The sequence below is a fragment of the Nocardia sp. NPDC056611 genome (genome assembly GCF_042792755.1).
In the GTDB taxonomy this organism is placed as follows: Bacteria; Actinomycetota; Actinomycetes; order Mycobacteriales; family Mycobacteriaceae; genus Nocardia.
This window is the reverse complement of record NZ_JBHTVV010000001.1, coordinates 274,685-293,968: the sequence shown is the minus strand read 5'-3', so window position 1 is coordinate 293,968 and position 19,284 is coordinate 274,685. Positions and strand designations below refer to the sequence as shown.

11 protein-coding genes (1 of these 11 running past the window's edge) are annotated in these 19,284 nt (G+C 71.0%); 3 read left to right on the top strand and 8 right to left on the bottom strand.

The window, feature by feature from the left end; all coding sequences use genetic code 11:
• Positions 1–3 precede the first annotated feature (3 nt).
• Positions 4–1,584 (bottom strand): carboxyl transferase domain-containing protein, encoded by a 1,581-nt coding sequence (locus ACFRAQ_RS01345; protein ID WP_379092493.1) that lies wholly within the window; start codon positions 1,582–1,584, stop codon positions 4–6.
• 112 nt (positions 1,585–1,696) lie between these two features.
• Between ACFRAQ_RS01345 and ACFRAQ_RS01340 the strand changes: the two genes are divergently transcribed.
• Positions 1,697–2,290 (top strand): TetR/AcrR family transcriptional regulator, encoded by a 594-nt coding sequence (locus ACFRAQ_RS01340; protein WP_379092490.1) that lies wholly within the window; start codon positions 1,697–1,699, stop codon positions 2,288–2,290.
• Positions 2,291–2,376: 86 nt separating this feature from the next.
• Here the strand turns inward: ACFRAQ_RS01340 and ACFRAQ_RS01335 are convergent, their stop codons facing one another.
• Together ACFRAQ_RS01335 and ACFRAQ_RS01330 are read right to left on the bottom strand one after the other, a co-directional pair.
• Positions 2,377–3,144 (bottom strand): enoyl-CoA hydratase, encoded by a 768-nt coding sequence (locus tag ACFRAQ_RS01335; RefSeq protein WP_379092487.1) that lies wholly within the window; start codon positions 3,142–3,144, stop codon positions 2,377–2,379.
• A 35-nt stretch (positions 3,145–3,179) separates the two neighbouring features.
• The gene (locus tag ACFRAQ_RS01330; protein WP_357281699.1) at positions 3,180–3,623 is read right to left on the bottom strand and encodes an SRPBCC family protein; all 444 of its coding nucleotides are present in this window, start codon (positions 3,621–3,623) and stop codon (positions 3,180–3,182) included.
• A gap of 65 nt (positions 3,624–3,688) precedes the next feature.
• On the opposite strand from ACFRAQ_RS01330, the gene ACFRAQ_RS01325 reads away from it, so the two are divergent.
• Positions 3,689–4,909 carry a TetR/AcrR family transcriptional regulator gene (locus ACFRAQ_RS01325; protein ID WP_379092482.1) on the top strand — a complete coding sequence of 407 codons (1,221 nt, stop codon included), beginning with the start codon at positions 3,689–3,691 and terminating at the stop codon, positions 4,907–4,909.
• A gap of 3 nt (positions 4,910–4,912) precedes the next feature.
• On the opposite strand, the gene ACFRAQ_RS01320 is transcribed toward ACFRAQ_RS01325, so the two are convergent.
• Positions 4,913–5,116, bottom strand: coding sequence for a hypothetical protein (locus ACFRAQ_RS01320; RefSeq protein ID WP_357091198.1), 204 nt, complete (start codon positions 5,114–5,116; stop codon positions 4,913–4,915).
• Positions 5,117–5,350: 234 nt separating this feature from the next.
• Here ACFRAQ_RS01320 and ACFRAQ_RS01315 point away from each other — a divergent pair, with 234 nt between their 5' ends.
• Complete coding sequence (locus tag ACFRAQ_RS01315; RefSeq protein WP_379092479.1) at positions 5,351–6,226, top strand: esterase/lipase family protein; 876 nt, start codon at positions 5,351–5,353, stop codon at positions 6,224–6,226.
• 166 nt (positions 6,227–6,392) lie between these two features.
• Here ACFRAQ_RS01315 and ACFRAQ_RS01310 read toward each other — a convergent pair whose 3' ends face one another.
• From ACFRAQ_RS01310 to ACFRAQ_RS01295, 4 genes are all read right to left on the bottom strand, one after another.
• On the bottom strand, positions 6,393–6,521 hold the full coding sequence (locus ACFRAQ_RS01310; protein WP_357281705.1) for a hypothetical protein: 129 nt from the start codon (positions 6,519–6,521) through the stop codon (positions 6,393–6,395).
• 39 nt (positions 6,522–6,560) lie between these two features.
• Positions 6,561–6,707 (bottom strand): hypothetical protein, encoded by a 147-nt coding sequence (locus tag ACFRAQ_RS01305; protein WP_357281707.1) that lies wholly within the window; start codon positions 6,705–6,707, stop codon positions 6,561–6,563.
• A gap of 120 nt (positions 6,708–6,827) precedes the next feature.
• Positions 6,828–7,046, bottom strand: coding sequence for an MbtH family protein (locus ACFRAQ_RS01300; RefSeq protein ID WP_357091190.1), 219 nt, complete (start codon positions 7,044–7,046; stop codon positions 6,828–6,830).
• A gap of 28 nt (positions 7,047–7,074) precedes the next feature.
• A protein-coding gene (locus ACFRAQ_RS01295) for a non-ribosomal peptide synthase/polyketide synthase (RefSeq protein WP_379092474.1) crosses the window boundary here: on the bottom strand, positions 7,075–19,284 show its 3' portion. 6,843 nt of this gene lie beyond the right edge of the window; the window shows 12,210 of its 19,053 coding nt (coding positions 6,844–19,053); its start codon lies beyond the right edge, outside the window; it ends in the stop codon at positions 7,075–7,077.

The window sequence follows — 19,284 nt, the reverse complement described above, 5'->3', positions numbered from 1 at the left end:
TCATCACATCCGGAAGACGCCGTAGGAAACGGGCTCGAGCGGGGCCTGCGCGCAGGCGGAGAGGGCCAGGCCGACAACGGTTCTGGTGTCCGCCGGGTCGATGACGCCATCGTCCCAGAGGCGGGCGGTGGAGTAGTACGGATTGCCCTGGGCCTCGTACTGCTCACGGATCGGGGCCTTGAACTTCTCCAGATCCTCCTCCGACTGCGCTCCACCTCCCAGCGCTTCGCCGCGCACGGTGGCCAGCACCGAGGCCGCCTGCTCGCCGCCCATGACGGAGATCCGGGCATTGGGCCACATCCACAGGAAGCGCGGCGAATACGCGCGCCCGCACATGGAGTAGTTGCCCGCGCCGTAGGAGCCGCCGATCACCACGGTCAGCTTCGGCACCCGGGCGCACGCGACCGCGGTCACCATCTTCGCGCCGTGCTTGGCGATGCCGCCCGCCTCGTAGTCGCGCCCGACCATGAAGCCGGTGATGTTCTGCAGGAACAGCAGCGGGATCTTGCGCTTGTCGCACAGTTCGATGAAATGCGCGCCCTTCATGGCGGATTCGGCGAACAGCACGCCGTTGTTGGCGACGATGCCGACCGGGTGGCCGTGGATCCGGGCGAAACCGGTGACCAGGGTCTTGCCGTATTCGGCCTTGAATTCCTGGAATTCGCCGCCGTCGACGATGCGGGTGATGACCTCGCGGACGTCGTAGGGGGTGCGCAGGTCCACCGGGACCACGTCGTACAGCTCGTCCTGCGGCGCGATCGGGTCCACGGTCGGCGCGACATCCCACGGCGTCGGCGTCTTCGGGCCGAGCGTGGCCACGATATTGCGCACGATGCGCAGCGCGTCCTGATCGCTCTCGGCCAGGTGGTCGGTGACGCCGGAGGTGCGCGAGTGCAGGTCGCCGCCGCCCAGCTCCTCGGCGGTGACGACCTCGCCGGTGGCCGCCTTCACCAGCGGCGGGCCGCCCAGGAAGATGGTGCCCTGATTGCGCACGATGACGGTCTCGTCGCTCATGGCGGGGACGTACGCGCCGCCCGCGGTGCACGAGCCCATGACCGCGGAGATCTGCGCGATCCCCTTGGCGCTCATGGTGGCCTGGTTGAAGAAGATGCGGCCGAAGTGCTCGCGGTCGGGGAACACCTCGTCCTGACGCGGCAGGTAGGCGCCGCCGGAGTCGACCAGGTAGACGCAGGGCAGATTGTTCTGCAGCGCGACTTCCTGAGCACGCAGGTGCTTCTTGACCGACATCGGGTAGTAGGTGCCGCCCTTGACCGTCGCGTCGTTGGCGAGGATCACGCACTCGCGCCCGGAGACCCGGCCGATGCCGCCGATCACGCCCGCACCGGGGCATTCGTCGTCGTACATGCCGTTGGCCGCCAGCGGCGACAGCTCCAGGAACGGGCTGCCGGTGTCGAGCAGCTGGTCCACCCGCTGGCGCGGCAGCAGCTTGCCGCGGGCCAGGTGCCGTTCCCGGGACTTCTCGGGCCCGCCCAGCGCGCTGACGGCCAATCGCTCCCGCAGCTCGTCGACCAACGCCAGGTGCGCGTCCCGGTTCCCGGTCCGCGTCTGTTCGCTCAGCGTCATCCGCTCCGCCTCCCCGTGCGACCGATCCGGTCCGCTCGGTTAGTCACCAATAACTGGAAAATAAGATAATCTTCACTAACTGAGTTGTCCAGCACCGCTGAAAGGAGCCACGGTGAACAGTGCGACGGAATCCGTGGGGCTGACCCGGCGCGAGCAGCTCAAGGCGCAGCGTCGGGAGCAGCTGCTGGAGGCGGGTGCGCGGCTCATCGCGGACCGCGGATTCCTCGGGATGCGGCTCGACGATCTGGGCGCGGCGGCCGGCATCAGCGGGCCCGCCGTGTACCGGCACTTCCCCAACAAGGAGGCGCTGCTGGTCGAGCTGCTGGTCGGGATCAGTCAGCGGCTGCTCGACGGCGGCCGGGCGGTGGCGCACGCGGCGGGCTCGCCGCGCGCGGCGCTGCACGGACTGGTGGATTTCCACCTCGACTTCGCACTCGGCGAGCCCGAGCTGATCCGCATCCAGGACCGCGACCTGGAGAATCTGCCGGAGTCGGCCCGCCGCCAGGTGCGGCGCACCCAGCGGCAGTACGTGGAGGTGTGGGTGACGGTGCTGCGCGAACTACGGCCCGAGCTACCCGAGCAGGCCGCGCGCGTTCAAGCGCACGCCACCTTCGGACTGATCAACTCGACCCCGCACAGCGCACCGGCCAGCGCCACCAAGGCAAGGCCGGTCCTGCGGCGCATGGCGCTCGCCGCCCTGGACTGACTCCCCCACCATCCCCCGAAACGCGCCCTGGCGCGGACGGCATCGAATCCGTTCACGCCACAGGCTGTTTCACCGTTCGATCGAGCTCAATTCGCGGACGACCCGCTGATCCGGGTCTGCGCCGCGGCCAGGCGGGCGGCGAACTCCGGCGATTCGAGCGAGGCGAGCTGCGGGACCACCTCGGCGCTGACCGCTTCGGCGTGGGTGGGCAGGGCGCGGGTGGCGCGCATGGTGCGTTTGGTGGTGATGAGCAGGTCTCGCGGGACTTCCGCTGTCGCGGAGGCGTATTCGACGGCGGCGGCCACCAAGGCGGCGTGATCGCCGTCGACGACGCGGTGGACCAGCCCGGCGGCCGCCGCGGCCGGGGCGTCGAGCACCTCACCGAACAGCGTCATGGCCGTCGCCTGCTGCGGGCCTACCGCGCGCTGCAGCATCCAGGTCATACCGCCGCCGGGGTGGATGCCCAGGCGCAGGAAGCGAGCGTCGAAGCGGGCGTTGGTATTCGCGAAGCGCAGGTCCGCGGCCAGGGCCAGGTTCAGGCCCGCGCCCACGGCCTGCCCGCCGACGGCGGCGATGGTCGGCAGTGTGCAGCGCGCCACCGCCAGGAAGCCTTCGTAGATGGCCCGCAGGCCCTCTTCCTTCGCCTCGCCCAGGGCGGTCAGGTTGGCGCCCGCGCAGAAGGCGGGGGGCGTGCCGGTGACCACCAGGGCGTGCACCGACGCGTCGGCCTCGGCGTCCGCCACCGCGTCCGCGAGATCGGCGGATAGATCCAGCGTCAACGCATTCCGCTTGTCGGGGTCGTGCACCGTCACCAGCGCCACGGAGTCCCGGCGCTCCACCTTGATCTCGGCCATGGCCCCAGATGGTAACGGCGCGCGGGGCGCCGCGTTCACGCACCGCGCAGTTCGCGCGCGGCGGTCCGCAGCACCATGTCGAAGCTGAGGCTCACCACCGGGGCCGACAGGAAGGTCCACAGCGACGCGAGCACGGGCGCGGCGACCTCGAAGGTCGTCGACCAGCGCACCAGCGTGCCGCCCTCGACCGGCTCGCAGCTGATCCAACCCTCCTGATGCCGCAGGCGCGGAACGGATTTCAGCCCGCGATACCGCATCAGCCGGGGCGGATCGTATTCGGTGATCTCCTGGGTGAGCCGCATGAGCGGGGTCACCACCAGCCGCACCGCGCCCACGCCGTTGCCCGCGGTATTGCCGGGACGGACCAGGGTGACGCGGCGGACGAACGGAACCCGTTGATAATTCGCGACATCGGTGAGCCAGTCGAAGACATCCGCGGGCGGGGCGGCGATGGTGCGTTCGACGTCAACCGTGCGCATCCCGGCAGACTACCGAGATCGGCGGCGGGACGTCGGCCGAAATGCCTGGTGATTACCATTGCGATATGACCGTCGAGGAGCAGCCGCAGCGCGTGATCCGCCGCCGCCCGAAGAATCGGCGCGCGCAGATCGCCGCCACTTCGGCCGCCGCCTTCGGATCACTCGGCTACCACGGCGTGAGCATGGAGGACATCGCCACCCGGCTCGGTATCTCCTCGGCTGCCCTGTACCGGCACTATCCGAGCAAGTACGCGCTGTTCCGGGAGGAATTGCTCCGTCTGTCGCGGCTCACCGCCGAGGCGGCCACGCTGCCCGACGAGTCCGAGGGCCTGGCCCCGCGCGCCCGGTTGAACCGGGTACTGGATCGGATGATCGCCGAGACCATCGCCAACCGCGCCACCGTCACCCTGGTGCGCTGGGAGCGCCGCTATCTCGACGACACCGATCGGCAGATCCTGGAGGAGCAGTTCATCGTGGCACTGACCACGTTGCGCGCGCTCATCGCGGACGTGCGGCCCGAACTCGACGGGCACGATCGCGCGGTGCGGGCGGTGTCGATGCTCAGCGTCATCTCCAGCATCGGCGACCACCACGCCACCCTGCCCGCGAAATCGCTGACGGCCCTGCTGCATTCGGCCTGCGACGCCATCCTCGACACCGAGCTGCCGCCGGAGGGCACCGCGGCGGAGCCGCCGCGGGCGGTGGAGATCCCGCGCAGTTTCAAGCACGAGCTGCTGTTGAAGAAGGCGGTGGAGCTGTTCCACCAGCGCGGCTATCCCAATGTGAGCGTGGAGGACATCGCGGCGGCGGCCGATCTGTCGGCGGCCTCGGCGGTGTACCGGTACTACCGCAGCAAGGGCGATCTGCTGGCAGCCGCGTTCCGCCGGGCGGCGGACCGGGTGTCCGGGGCGATCGGCCCGGCGGTGGCGACCTCGTCGAGTCCGGCCGAGGCGCTGCGCAAACTGGTGGATCTGTATGTCGCGGGATCGTTCGCCGAGCGCGAGCTGACCTTCGTGTACTACGCCGAGTTCGGCCATGTCTCGGCCGAGGAGCGCACGATGCTGCGCAATGTGCAGCGGCTCATCGTGGCCGAGTGGGTGCGGCTGCTGGTGGCGGTGCGCCCGGAACTGTCCGAGAGCGAGGCCCGCATCCTGGTGCAGGCCGGCTTCGGTCTGGTGGTGGATCTGGGACGGGAGTTCGGCGGTCACCCGTCGATCTGCCCGCCGCCCAGGGTGATCCGGCTGATGGAGGTCACCCTGTTCGGCGCCGACGCGCCGAGCCGCTGAGCGCTAGGCCTTCAGCGCGGTCAGTGGGACGAACGGCGCGTAGTCGCAGACGTGCCCGTTGTCCCACTCCCACAGCGAGACCGGGTCCACGGCCACGCCGCTCTGCAGGATGAGCCGCCAGCCGCCGTCCTCCCGCTGCCAGATATCGCCGTCCCGGTCCCAGTAGAGACCGATCACGTGTGGTTCCAGGGGCTCGGGCCGGCTCATATCTCCCTCTCATAGCTAATCTTCAGCGATTGCGCGAGTTCGGGCGCTCCGGGACACTTTCGTGGTGAGAGTTATTTATGTTCTGAGCAAATATATTTGCCAATCGTTCGCTCATCCACGAAGCTGCGTGCGCGAGTCGAATTCGCTTCACCGAATTCCCGCGGCCGGCCGGTATCGTGCACAGCGCATGGTCGGGGAGGACTGCACGACGAGGGCCGAAAGGCGTTGTTGCCCATGAGAATCATCAGCACGGTCGCGATAGCGCTGAGCGCCGCCGTCCTGTGGTCGGCCGCGCCCGCGCAGGCCGCGCCGGACACCGGGTCCGCGGATCGGCCATTGCCGGTCGGGGACACCATCGAACCGGCCATCGACTGCGGGCCGACCGCCGCGCATCCGTATCCCGTGGTGGTACTGCCCGGCGGGGACGGCACCACGGATCAGACCGCCGCGCAGTGGGAGACCATGGTCGGCGCACTGCGCGGGGCCGGATACTGCGCGCTGCTGTTCCAGGGCGGTGTGGTGAACGGGAAGCGGTGGAACGGCGACATGCCCGCCGAGGCCGGGCAGATCGCGGATTTCATCGAGAAGGTGCGGGAGACCACCGGGGCCGAGAAGGTCGAGATCGTGGCACACTCGGCGGGGACCATCGTGTCGAACTATTACCTGAAGCTGCTGGGCGGAGCGCCGACGGTGAGCCACGCCGTGTTCATCACGCCCGAGGTGCGCGGCTGCGACGGCGCGGGTGTCCTCGGCATCCAGAATCCGCCCATCACCCCCGTGCAACTGCTGCACGAGCTGCCCGTGCTGGGCGCCCTGCTGGCCGCGGCCTCGCCGGAGCTGGCCACGGCCCTGCAGATGACACCGGATTCGCCGGTGTACAAGGCGATTTTCGACACGCGGGTCACCCAGCCCGGGGTCACCTATTCGGTGATCGCGACGCGCCGGGATCAGCTCGCCACGCCCGCGCCGCTGTGCTCGACCCTCGACGAACCGGGCGTCGAGAACGCGGTCTACGAGGACCTGTTCCCGGACGCGGCGCCGGTGGACCACTCGCTGATCCGATCCAGCGCCGAGACCGCGGGCTGGGTCCTGGATCGATTGCGGCGCTGAGCCCCGGGGGGCCGCCAGGACGGGTTGTCCTGGCGGCCTTCACACACCTGCCCGAAAGCTGCTACGTAGTCGCCGGCGGCCAGGTGAAGGAGGAGCCGGTGCCCAGCGACTTCGCCAGGAAGCTGAGAAAGTCGTTCACAGCACTACCGCTGAACATGCACGCCTCCTAGACGACCGGAGTCGGGGTAGTGGTGCCGCCACCCGGCTGGGTGACCGAGGTCGAGGAGCCGGAGCCGACCACCTTGGCAATTGCGATGAGCAGGTCGGTCATTCCGCTGCCAGTGTAGAAATCCATCGCGATTTCCTTTCGAGAATTTCGTGTATCCGGCGCGAATTACTTCGCGCTGTGCTTCTTGAGCTTCGGGCCCTTGGGGTTGTAGCTCGCGGTGGAACCGGCGCCCAGGAACTTCAGGACCTGGGAGACGACGGCGCCGATGTCGACCGAGGGCGCGGTGCCCGGATCCGGAGGAGTGGTGGTCATGGTGATTCCCTTTCTTTCACGACGCGGACAGACCCCCTCGATGTGTGTTTGTTCTCGGGACCGCCGCACGAGGTCGTTTGACCCCGGGTCTGTGGATGCGGAACTCGGTGTTCCGCGGGTCTATTCGGGCTCGACCGCCATGGCCTGGACCAGCGACGCCGGCCGCATATCGGTCCAATGCGCCTCGACATAGTCCAGGCAGCTCTGCCGCAGGGCCGGACCGTGCGCGGCGGTCCAGCCGCCGGGGATGGCGGCGAACACCGGCCACAGCGAGTGCTGGGCCTCCTCGTTGACGAGCACGTAGAACTGGGCATTCTCGTCATCGAATGGATTGCTCATGGTGGATCAGCCTTTCTCACCTGGGAATTCAGTGCCACAGTGCGTTCAGCGACCGCGCGATGAGCGCGAGCGCCGTCGGCGATGTCATCTGCCAATGGGTTTCGGGTACCGCGTGATCGCGCACCGCGCCGTCGACGGCGGCGGTCCACCCGGCGGCGCCGGCCGCGGCCGGTTCCTCCAGGGCTGCGGTGAAATACGTGAGGTCGCCGTGGAAACGGCCGGGACGGTAGGCCTGGGCCAGCTCCATCGAGCGCAGGCTCGACGCGAGGATGCGGGCGATCCGGTCCTCGCCGAGCGAGGCCGGACCCCAGCCGTCGCCCTGGTCCGGCAACGCGACCAGGCGGGCCGCGAGGTCGGCGGGCGTGGTGACGGCCTCGAGGTCCAGCTCGCCGGCGCGGTCACCGAGCAGGCTGCCCAGCAGTTCCCGCACCTCGGCCAGGGCGGCGTCGGTGGACACCGGCCCGGCCCCGGCGGGGGCCAGGTGGCTGTCGAGCATGGCCAGTGTGGCGACCTGCTCGCCCGCGCCCTGCAGTCGCACCGCGACCGCGTGGGCGAGGACACCACCGAGCGACCAGCCGAGCAGGTGGTACGGCCCGGACGGCTGTACCGACCGGATCGCGGCCACGTATTCGGCGGCCCAGTCCTCGATCGAATCCGGCAGCACGCCATCGGCTTTCAGGGCCGGTGACTGCAGACCGTAGATCGGGCGATCGGAGTCCAGGTGGGCGGCCAGGCCCGCGAAGGACCAGGAGATGCCGCCGACCGGGTGGATGCAGAACAGCGGTTCCGCGCTGCCCTCGCGGCGCAGCGGCAGCAGCACGTCCAGCGCGGCCTCCGGATCGGCGCCGCTCGCCGCCTCCAGTTCCCGGGCCAGCTCGCCCGGGGTGAACGCGGTGAACAGCAGCAGCACCGGGACCGTAGTGCCGAGCAGTTCGCCCAGTCGCGACGCCAGCCGGGCCGCGACCAGCGAGGTGCCGCCGAGCTCGAAGAAGCTGTCGTCCAGGCCGACCCGCTCGACGCCGAGCACCTCGGCGAAGGCGGCGCACACGGTGGTCTCCAGCTCCGTTGCCGGAGCCCGGAATTCGCGGGCGGCGAACTCGGGAGCCGGGAGCGCCCGGCGGTCGAGCTTGCCGGAGGTGTTGAGCGGCAGAGCGTCCAAGGTCACGAAGGCCGAGGGCACCATGTACGACGGCAGGCGCTGCGCCAGCACGCGGCGGACGGCGTCGGCGTCCGGGGCGCCGGAGCCCGCCGGCACCAGGTAGGCGACCAGGTGCTCGCCGCCGCTGTCCTGACCCGGCCAGACCACGACCACGGCCTGGTCGATCTCGGGCAGCGCGGTCAGCGCCGTCTCGACCTCGCCGAGCTCGATGCGCAGACCGCGCAGCTTCACCTGGAAGTCGGTGCGGCCCAGGTACTCCAGCTCACCGTCGCGGTTCCACTTGACCAGGTCACCGGTGCGGTACATCCGCTCCGACGCACCGAACGGATTGGCCACGAAGCGATCCGCGGTCAGGTCGGGCCGTTCCACGTACCCGGTGGCGAGCTGGTCACCGGCCAGGTACAGCTCACCGGCGACACCCGCCGGAACCGGCCGCAGGCGCGAATCCAGCACGTAGACCCGGGTGTTGAACACCGGGCGGCCGATCGGGACGGTGTCCACGTCGGCGTCGACGACCTGGTGGTAGGTGACGTCGACGGCGGCTTCGGTGGGGCCGTACAGGTTGTGCAGCTCCGCGCCCGTGAGCGCTCGCAGCCGCTGGGCCACGCCACCGGGCAGCGCCTCACCGGAGGCGAACACCTGGCGCAGCCCGATGCATCCGGCCGCGGCCGGCTCGGCCACGAAGGCCGCCAGCATCGAGGGCACAAAGTGGGCGGTGGTGACGCCCTCGGCGTCGATGACGCGGGCCAGGTAGGCCGGGTCGCGGTGGCCTTCGGGGGCGGCCACGACGAGGCGCGCGCCGACCTGCAAGGGCCAGAAGAACTCCCACACCGACACGTCGAAGGTGGCCGGCGTCTTCTGCAGCACCACGTCCGCGGCGGTGAGCCGGTACTCGGACTGCATCCACACCAGGCGGTTGACGATCGCCTGGTGCGACACCGCCACACCCTTGGGGCGGCCGGTGGAGCCGGAGGTGAAGATGACGTACGCGGTGTTCCCCGCGACCAGGCCGTGCCGGCGTTCCCGCGCGGTGATCGGCTCGGACGGATAGCCGCCGAGCTCGAGCCGGTCGAGTCGCACGGCCGGAATCGCCTCGTCCAGTTCGAGATCCGCGGCGGTCAGCACCAGGACGGGCCGCGCGGTGTCGAGGATGTGGGCGATCCGCTCCCCCGGCTGGGCCGGGTCGACGGGCACGTAGGCGGCGCCGGTCTTGATCACCGCGTAGATGGCCACGACCAGGTCGGCGGAGCGCGGCAGCGCCAGGGCCACGGTGTCGTGGGCGCCGACGCCGTGCTCGATCAGGAAGCGCGCCAGGCGGTTCACCCGCGCGTCCAGGTCGGCGTAGGTGAGCGCCAGGCCCTCGGCCACCAGGGCGATGTTCCAGGGGTTGGCGGCCACGGCCGCGTCGAACAGCGAGACCAGGGTGGGTTCGGGTTCGACCCCGAAGACCGCCGCCGAGTCGTTCCACTCCTCGAGGATGAGCGTGCGCTCGTCCGCGTCGAGGAGGTCGATGTCACCGGTCCGCACCGACGCGTCCGCGATGACCGCGTCGAGCACCCGCTGGAAGCGGCGCACGAACGACTCCACGGTGACGGCATCGAACAGGGCGGTCGCGTAGGTCATGGTGGCGGTCAGTCCGGCGGGAGTTCCGTCGGCGTCGTAGCTGTCCACGATCACCAGGTGCAGGTCGAACTGCGTGACGTCACTGTCGAATTCGACGGCGGCGACGGTGAGCCCGTCCAGGTCGAAGGCGGCCGGACGCTGGTTGTTGAAGGAGAAACCGACCTGCACCAGCGGGTGGCGCGCGGTCGAGCGCTCCGGCTTCAGCACCTCGACCAGACGCTCGAACGGCACGTCCGGGTTGCCGAAGGCGGCGACGTCGTCGGTCTTGACCCGGCGCAGCAGCGCGTCGAAGCCCTCGGCCGGGTCGACGCCGGTGCGCAGCACCAGCGTATTGACGAACATGCCGACCAGGTTGTCGAGCGCGGCGTCCTCGCGGCCCGCGATCGGGGTGCCGACCGCGATGTCGGCAGACCCGGTGAGCCGCGACAGCAGGGTCGCGAACGCGGCGTGCACCGTCATGAACAGGGTGGCCCCGTTCGCACGGCCCAGATCGGTGAGCGCGGTGTGGGTTTCGGCGTCGACGGTGAAGTCGACGCGCCGACCCGCGGTCTCCAGCACCACCGGGCGTGGCCGGTCGGTGGGCAGCTCGAGCTGCGGCGGCAGCCCGGCCAGGCGCTCGGTCCAGAAGCCCAGCTGACGGGAGATCAGCGAGTCCGGATCGTCCTCGGCGCCCAGCAGATCGCGCTGCCAGACCGCGAAGTCCGAGTACTGCACCGGCAGCGGCGTCCACGCCGGGGCGACGCCGGACTTGCGGGCCGCGTAGGCGGTCATGACGTCCGCGGCCAGCGGGGCCAGCGAGGCGCCGTCACCGGCGATGTGGTGCATGACCACCACGAAGACGTGGTCCTCGGGGGCCAGCTCGTACAGCGCGGCCCGCAGCGGCACCGACGCGGTGACGTCGAAGCCCTGACCGATCAGCTCGGTGACCGCCGCGACGACGGTCGCCTCGGTGACCGGAATCGCTTCCAGCGCGGGCAGTTCCGACACCGCGGTGGCGGGCAGCACGACCTGCACCGGACCGGTCGCCGTCTCCGGGTAGACCGTGCGCAGCACCTCGTGCCGGACCACCACATCGGCGATCGCGGCCTGCAGCGCCGCCACGTCCAGGGGTCCGGTCAGGCGGATGGGCAGCGGGATGTTGTAGGCGGTCGAATCCGGATCCAGGCGGTTGAGGAACCAGATGCGCTGCTGGGCAGGCGAAACCGGCGCGGGGCCGGCCGCCGTGCGGGGCAGCAGCGGCGGGCGGACCGCGACGTTCAGGTCGGTCGCGACCGCGGCGGCGGCCAGCGCCTCCAGGTTCGGGGCCTCGAACACCGCGCGCACCGGCACCTGCGCACCGAACGCGGCGGACAGCCGCACGGCCACCTGGGTGGCGGTCAGCGAGTTGCCGCCGAGGGCGAAGAAGTCGTCGGCCAGACCGACCCGCTCCGCGTCCTCGATGCCCAGCACCGCGGCCACGATGCCGGCGACGGTGCGCTCGGCGTCGGTGCGCGGGGCGACGAACTCGGCGGTGCGGAGTTCGGGTTTGGGCAGGGCGCGACGGTCCAGTTTGCCGTTGACGGTCAACGGGATTCCGTCCACCACCACGAAGGCCGACGGGATCATGTAGGACGGCAGCCGCTCGGCGGCCCCGTCGCGGACGGCGTCGATCGTGACGGAGACGCCGCCGGGCTCCATGTCGCGGCTCGCCGCGTCCGGCACCAGGTAGGCCACGATGCGCTGATCGCCCGGCTGGTCCTCGCGCACGATGACCGCCGCCTGCGCGACGCCCGGCTGTGCGAGCACGGCCGCTTCGATCTCGCCGAGTTCGATGCGGAAGCCGCGCACCTGGACCTGATCATCGGCGCGGCCCAGGTACTCGAGTTCGCCGTCGCGGTTCCAGCGGGCCACGTCACCGGAGCGGTAGAGCCGCTCGCCCGGCGCGCAGAAGGGGCTGGCCACGAAGCGGGCCGCGGACAGGTCCGGGCGGTTCATGTAGCCGCGCGCCAGCTGCGCACCGGCCACGTAGAGCTCGCCGGAGACGCCGACCGGTACCGGGTGCAGGCGCTCGTCGAGGACATAGGTGCGCAGCCCGCGGATGGCCTCACCGATCACCGAACCGGTGGCGGCGGCGATGGTTCCGGCGTCCAGGGACCGGTGGGTGACGTGCACCGTGGTCTCGGTGATGCCGTAGATGTTCACCAGTCGTGGCTCGGCGTCGCCGCGGCGGGCGACCCAATCCGAGAGGCGGCGCAGTTCCAGGGCCTCACCGGCGAGGATCAGGTATCGCAGCGACAGGTCGTGCGCGGTACCGGCCGCCGCCGCGAGGCGATCCGCCTCGTCGAGCTGGTAGAAGGCCGACGGGGTCTGGTTGAGCACGGTGACCCGCTCCCGGCTGAGCAGTTCGAGGAACTGCTCCGGGGAGCGCGAGAGCAGGAAGTCGACCACCACGACCTTGCCGCCGTGGAAGAGCGGGCCCCACAGCTCCCACACCGAGAAGTCGAAGGCGTAGGAGTGGAACAGAACCCACACATCGTCCTGGCTGAACTCGAACTCGGGAACGATGTTCTCCATGAGCTGCACCACGTTCCGGTGCGTCACGCCGACGCCCTTGGGGCGGCCGGTGGAGCCGGAGGTGTAGAGCACGTAGGCCAGGTTGTCCGGGTGCAGCGGTGCGGGACGGTCGGCATCGGTGACCGGCGTGCCCGGCCATTCCCGCGAATCCTCATCCAGGCGAATGATGTTCAGTGCGGCGGTCGCGGCGTCTCCCAGCGCTTGTTCGACGCCGACGGTGGAGTCGGTGATGACGCTGGTCGGCTTCGCGTGCTCGAGCACGTAGCCGATGCGGTCGGCCGGGTAGGCCGGGTCCAGCGGCACGTAGCCCGCACCGGCCTTGAGCACGGCCAGCAGGGCGACGACCAGCTCCGCGGTGCGCGGCAGCAGCACCGCGACCAGGGATTCCGGGCCCGCGCCGTGGCTGATCAGCCTGCGCGCCAGCATGTTCGCGCGCCGATCCAGTTCGGCGTAGGTGAGCTGCTCGTCGCCGAAACCGACGGCGATCCGCTCGGGGTGGCGTGCCACCGCGTTCTCGAACAGGCTCGTGATGGTGTCGCCGGTCTCGCCGATGCCCGCGCCCGGATCGCTCCACAGCTCGAGCACATCGCGGCGCTCGGCCGCCTCCATCAGCTCGATGTCACCGATCGGCGCGGTCGCGTCGGCGGCCACGGCGCGCAGCACCCGCTCCAGGCGATCGGCGAAGGACGCGATGGTCTCGGCGTCGAAAAGGTCGGTGGCGTAGTTCCATTCGATGGCCAGCCGCCCTTCGGCGTCCGGCTCGTCGGAGACGGTGACCTGGAGGTCGAAGCGGGACACCGGGGCCTCGTAGTCGACGCCGGCCAGGGTCAGGCCGGGCGCCGAGTAGGTCGGGGTGTCCAGGTTCATGTACGCCAGGGCCACGGTGAACAGCGGGTTCCGCGCCTGGGTGCGGGAAACCCCGAGCGCGTCCACGACCTGGTCGAAGGGCACGGTCGCGTGGTCGAACGCGGCCAGGTCGGCGTCGCGGGTCTGCGCCAGCAGCGCGTCGAAACCGCGGCCGAGTTCCGGCTGGGTGCGCAGCACCAGGGTGTTGACGAACATGCCGACCAGGTCGTCGAGGGCGGCATTGCCGCGGCCCTCGATCGGGGTGCCGATGGCGATGTCGGTGCTCGCCGACAGGCGGGCCAGCAGCAGCGACAGCGCGGCGTGCCACACCATGAACGGGGTGACGTTGTGCGCCTCCGCGATTCGCTTGATCGCGACGGCCAGCTCGCCGTCGACCTTGGTGTGCAGGTACGCGCCGCGGCCGGACGCCACCTCCGGGCGGGGCCGGTCGGTGGGCAGGGACAGTTCCTCGGGCAGGTCGCGCAGCGTCTCGGTCCAGAACCCGAGTTCGCGGTCTCCGATGAGCTCGAGGGTGGCCCGCTGCCAGAGCGCGAAGTCGGCGTACTGCACGGGCAGGTCGGTCCACTCCGGCGCGTGTCCGGCCGCCCGGGACAGGTAGGCGGTGACGGTGTCGCGCAGCAGCGGGTTCATCGACTGGCCGTCGCCCGCGATGTGGTGCTGCACCACGGCCAGCACATGGCTGTCCTCGGATTCGCGCAGCAGCGCGGCGCGGATCGGCACGGTGGTGGTGACGTCGAATCCGGTGTTCGCGAAGGCCGCGATCCAGGCGGGGTCGGCGGCGTTCTCGCCGGTGTGGATCTCGAGCGGGAGCGGCGCGGTCTCGGCGGGCAGGATCAGCTGGTAGCCGACGCCGTCCGCGTCCGACGGGTAGATGGTGCGCAGCGCCTCGTGGCGGGTGACCACGTCGCCGAAGGCCGCCAGCAGGACGCTGGTGTCGATCTCGCCGGTGATCCGGACCGCCGAGGGCAGGTTGTAGGCCGCGGATTCCGGGTCCAGCCGGTTGAGCAGCCACATGCGGGTCTGCACCGGGGACAACGGGATTCGCTCCGGCCGGACCATGCGCCGCAGCGGCAGGCCGGTGCCCGCCGCGGTGGCCAGCGCGGCCAGGCCCGCGACCGTCGGGGCCTCGAACAGCTGACGCACGCTGAGTTCCACGCCGAGGGCCGCGTTGGCGCGGGCGATCAGGCGCATGCCGAGCAGCGAGTTGCCGCCGCGGGCGAAGAAGTCGTCGTCCGCGCCGAGGGTGACGCCGCCGAGCAGGTCTCCGGCGAGGGCGGCCAGGGTGGCCTCCGCGCCGGGCGCGGGCTCCCGGAAGGCGACCGTGGTCGCGGTGAACTCGATGGCGGGCAGGGCCGCCCGGTCGAGCTTGCCGACGGTGGTGAGCGGCATGGCGTCCAGGACCGCCACGTGCGCGGGCACCATGTAGGAGGGCAGCTGGGTGCGGGCGTGGGCCAGCACCGCCTCGGCGTCGAGCTGCTCGCCGGAGACGTAGCCGACCAGGCAGTCCGCCCCGGTGGTGTCCTCGGCCAGCAGCACCACCGCGTTGGCCACGCCGGGCGCGGACAGCAGGGCGGCCTCGATCTCGCCGAGCTCGATGCGCTGACCGCGCAGCTTGATCTGGAAGTCGTTGCGGCCCATGTAGACCAGGTCGCCGGCCCGGTTCCAGCGCACCAGGTCGCCGGTGCGGTACATGCGCGCGCCGGGTACGCCGAACGGGTCGGCCACGAACCGGTCGGCGGTCAGCGCGCCGCGGCCCTGGTAGCCGCGGGCCAGCTGGGCGCCGGCCAGGTAGAGCTCGCCGATGACGCCCATCGGCACCGGGCGCATGCGGGCGTCGAGCACGTAGGCGCGGGTGTTCCAGTTCGGGCGGCCGATGGCGACCTCGAAATCCGGGTCGGCGTCGGAGAACTCGTGGTAGATGGTCGAGATCGCGGCCTCGGTCGGACCGTAGGCATTGTGCACCGAACCGCCGACCAGCTCACGCAGCCGGCCGAGCAGTTCGACGGGCAGCGCCTCACCACCGGTGTGCAGGTGGCGGAACGACTTCAGGGCGTCGCCGTGGCCCTCGGCGATCAGCGCGGCCAGCACCGACGGGACGTGTTCGGCGATGGTGACGCCGAATTCGCGCATCAGGCCGGCCAGGTAGTCCAGGTCCAGCGGGCCCGGGCGCGGAATCACCAGGGGCGCACCGACCATGGCGGGCAGGAAGCACTCCCACACCGAGACGTCGAAGGCCAGCGGGGCCCGCTGCATGATGCTGTCCTCGCGGGTGACGCCGTAGCGCTCCTCGAGCCAGCGCAGCTGGTTCATGATGGCGCGGTGGCTGGTGGCCACGCCCTTGGGCAGACCGGTGGAGCCGGAGGTGTACAGCACGTAGGCGAGGTTGTCCGGGTGCAGGACACCGAGCCGGTCCGCGTCGGTGATCGGCGCATCCGAGAACTCGTCCAGCGCACCGGATTCCGCCAGTTCAGCGAGGTCGAGCACGCGCACGCCCGCGAGTTCGGGCAGCGTGGCCCCGCCGACGGTCAGCACCAGGGTGCTGTCCGAGGTGCCGAGCACATGCGCGATGCGGTCGGCCGGGTGGGACGGGTCGACCGGCACGTAGGCGGCTCCGGCCGCCACCACCGCGTACAGCGCGACCACCATGTCGACAGACCGCTGGGCGGTGACTCCGACGATCGCGTCCGGGCCGACGCCCTGTGCGATCAGCAGGCGGCCCAGGCGATTCACGCGCCGGGCCAGGTTCGCGTAGCCGACCCGCTCGCCCTCGAAGACGAGCGCGTCCACGTCGGGATCCAGCGCGGCCCGCGCGTCGAGCAGCTCGGCCAGGGTCTCGACCGGCAGCGGCCGGGTGGTGGCATTGCGATCCACCAGCAGCGCACCGCGTTCGGCGCGCGACATGATCTCCACGTCACCGGCGGCGACGCGGGGATCGGCGAGCAGCGCCCGCAGCACGCGTTCGAAGGTCTCCTGGAAGCCGCCGATGGTGGCGGCGTCGAAGAGGTCGGTGGCGTAGGTGATGTAGACGTCGATGCCGCCGGGCGCGCCGTCGGCGCCGGTGGTCTCGGCCAGCGTCCAGTCCAGGTCGAACTGGGTGGCGGTGGCGTCCACGGTGAGCGCCTCGATGGCCAGGCGGTTCAGCTTGATGCTGGGCCGGGCGTGGTTCTGCAGGGTCAGCGTCACCTGGGCCAGCGGCGCGTGCGCCTGGGAGCGCACCGGATTCACCGCGTCGACCAGCATCTCGAAGGGCACCACGGCGTGGTCGAAGGCGGTCAGGTCGGTGTCGCGCACCTGGGTGAGCAGCTCGGCCAGGGCGGCGTCCGGGCGCACCTCGGTGCGCAGCACCAGGGTGTTGACGAACATGCCGACCAGGTCGTCGAGGGCCTCGTCGCCGCGGCCCGCGACCGGGGTGCCGATCACGATGTCGGCGGTGCCGGACAGACGGGCCAGCGTCACCGACAGCGCGGTGTGCAGCACCATGAACGGGGTGACCCGGCGCTCGGCCGCGAAAGCCAGGACAGCCGAATGCAATTCGGCGTCGAAGCGGCCGCTGAAGCCCGCGCCGCGACCACTGGCCACGGCGGGCCGGGGACGGTCGGTGGGCAGGGGCAGCACGTCCGGGACGCCGTGCAGGCGGCGGGTCCAATGCGTGAGCTGCTGGGCCAGCACCGATTCGGAGTCCTCGGGACCGCCCAGGGCGGCGCGCTGCCACAGCGCGAAGTCGGCGTACTGCACCGGCAGCGGCGCCAGGTTGGGGACCTCACCGGCGCACCGGGCCACGTAGGCGGTGGCGATATCGCGGGTGAGCGGGCCGAAGGACCAGCCGTCGGCAGCGATGTGGTGCACCACCAGGACCAGCAGGTGGACGCCCGGCTCGTCGGTGAGTTCGAGCAGCCGGATGCGGAACGGCACCTCGGCGGTCACGTCGAAGGCGGTGCGCGCCACCGATTCCACCAGTCCGGGCAGGTCGGCGGAGGTGACGGGCTCGGGGGTCAGGTCGCTGAGCCGGGTGCCGGTGGGCAGGATCAGCTGGCTCGCCTGGCCGTCGTGCTCGGGGTAGATGGTGCGCAGGGTCTCGTGGCGGTCCACCACGTCGGCGACCGCGGCACGCAGCGCCTCGACATTGAGCGCGCCGGTGAGGCGCAGCGCGAACGGAATGGTGTAGCCGTCGCGGATGTCGAAGCGGTTGAGGAACCACAGCCGCTGCTGGGCGATGGACAGCGGGATGTGGTCACCGCGTTCCTGCGCGACCACGGGCGGCAGCTCGACCAGCGTCTCGGCGTCGGCCGCACGGATCTTGGCGGCCAGGCCCGCGACGGTCGCGTCCTCGAACACCGCGCGCAGCGGAATCCGCACGCCCGCGGCCTTGCCCAGGCGCGCCACCAGCTGGGTGGCGATGAGCGAGTTGCCGCCGAGGGAGAAGAAGTCGTCGTCCGCGCCGACTCGCGCGGCGCCGAGCAGGGCGGCGAAGACCTCCGCGACGATCCGTTCCTCGGGGCCGGTGGCCGCGCGGAAGGCGGTGGTGGCGGCGGCCGGGGCGGGCAGCGCGCCGCGGTCCAGCTTGCCGGAGCTGTTGACCGGGAAGGACTCCAGGGCCATCAGGACGGCGGGCACCATGTAGACCGGCAGTCGCTGCGCCAGTTCGGCTTTCAGCGCACCCACCGAGATCTCCGCGCCCGCGGCGGGCACCACGTAGCCGACCAGCTGCGCGTCGGCGCCGGAGCCGTGCACCACGACCACGGACTGGGCGACGGCGGGGTGCGCGGTCAGCGCGGCCTCGATCTCGCCGAGCTCGATGCGCAGACCGCGCAGCTTCACCTGGAAGTCGGTGCGGCCCAGGTACTCCAGCTCACCGTCGCGGTTCCACTTGACCAGGTCACCGGTGCGGTACATGCGCTCCGACGCACCGAACGGATTGGCCACGAAGCGATCCGCGGTCAGATCGGGACGGGCCACGTAGCCGACCGCCAGCTGGTCGCCGGCGAGGTACAGCTCGCCCGCGACGCCCACCGGGACCGGGCGCAGGCGCGCGTCCAGCACGTAGAGCTCGGTATTGAAGGTCGGGCGGCCGATCGGCACGGCGTCCACGTCGGCATCGGTGACCTGGTGGTAGGCCACCTCGACGGCGGCCTCGGTCGGGCCGTAGAGGTTGTGCAGTTCCGCGCCGGTCAGCGCGCGCAGCTGGTGCGCGGGCTTCGAGGACAGCGCCTCACCGGAGGCGAAGACGATCCGCAGCGAGGTGCACCGCGCGGCGGCCTCCTCGGCGACGAAGACGGTCATCATGGACGGCACGAAGTGCGCGGCCGTGATGCCCTCGCGGGCGATGAGTTCGGCGAGGTACACCGGATCGCTGTGGCCCTCGGGCTTGGCGATCACCAGGCGCGCGCCGATCTGCAAGGGCAGGAAGAACTCCGGGACCGACACGTCGAAGGTCATCGGGGTCTTCTGCAGCACCACGTCGGCGGCGGTCAGGCCGTGCGCCGAGCGGCCCCAGACCAGGCGGTTGACGATCGCGGCGTGGCTGACCGCGACGCCCTTGGGGCGGCCGGTGGAGCCGGAGGTGAAGATGACGTAGGCGGTGTTGGAATCCCGCAGCGGGGCGATGCGATCCGCGTCGGTGATCGGCGCGTCGGCGATGCCGGTCAGGTCGAGCAGGTCGATGCGCACCTGGGCGGTGTCGAGCGGCAGGTCCGCGCCGGAGGTCAGTACGGTCACCGGGTCGGCGGTCTCGAGGATGTACTCGAGGCGCTCGCCCGGGTGGTCGGGGTCCAGCGGCAGGTAGCCGGCGCCGGCGGCGGACACCGCGTACATGCCGATCACCAGGTCCAGGGAGCGGCGCATGCCCAGCGCGACCAGGGATTCCGGTCCGACGCCCTCGCTGATCAGCCAGCGCGCGAGCTGACGGACGCGGCTCGCGAACTCGGCGTAGGACAGACTTGTCCCCTCGAAGGTGAGGGCGATCGCGTCGGGGGTGCGGGTGACCTGCTCCTCGAACAGCGCGATCAGGGTCTTGGCGTCAGCGGTGGCGGCCGGGGT

Coding starts and splice junctions, on each gene's coding strand:
- ACFRAQ_RS01305 (WP_357281707.1), bottom strand. CDS start 6,707: ATGACCACCACTCCTCCGGATCCGGGCACCGCGCCCTCGGTCGACATC.
- ACFRAQ_RS01300 (WP_357091190.1), bottom strand. CDS start 7,046: ATGAGCAATCCATTCGATGACGAGAATGCCCAGTTCTACGTGCTCGTC.
- ACFRAQ_RS01345 (WP_379092493.1), bottom strand. CDS start 1,584: ATGACGCTGAGCGAACAGACGCGGACCGGGAACCGGGACGCGCACCTG.
- ACFRAQ_RS01315 (WP_379092479.1), top strand. CDS start 5,351: ATGAGAATCATCAGCACGGTCGCGATAGCGCTGAGCGCCGCCGTCCTG.
- ACFRAQ_RS01325 (WP_379092482.1), top strand. CDS start 3,689: ATGACCGTCGAGGAGCAGCCGCAGCGCGTGATCCGCCGCCGCCCGAAG.
- ACFRAQ_RS01335 (WP_379092487.1), bottom strand. CDS start 3,144: ATGGCCGAGATCAAGGTGGAGCGCCGGGACTCCGTGGCGCTGGTGACG.
- ACFRAQ_RS01310 (WP_357281705.1), bottom strand. CDS start 6,521: ATGGATTTCTACACTGGCAGCGGAATGACCGACCTGCTCATCGCAATT.
- ACFRAQ_RS01330 (WP_357281699.1), bottom strand. CDS start 3,623: ATGCGCACGGTTGACGTCGAACGCACCATCGCCGCCCCGCCCGCGGAT.
- ACFRAQ_RS01320 (WP_357091198.1), bottom strand. CDS start 5,116: ATGAGCCGGCCCGAGCCCCTGGAACCACACGTGATCGGTCTCTACTGG.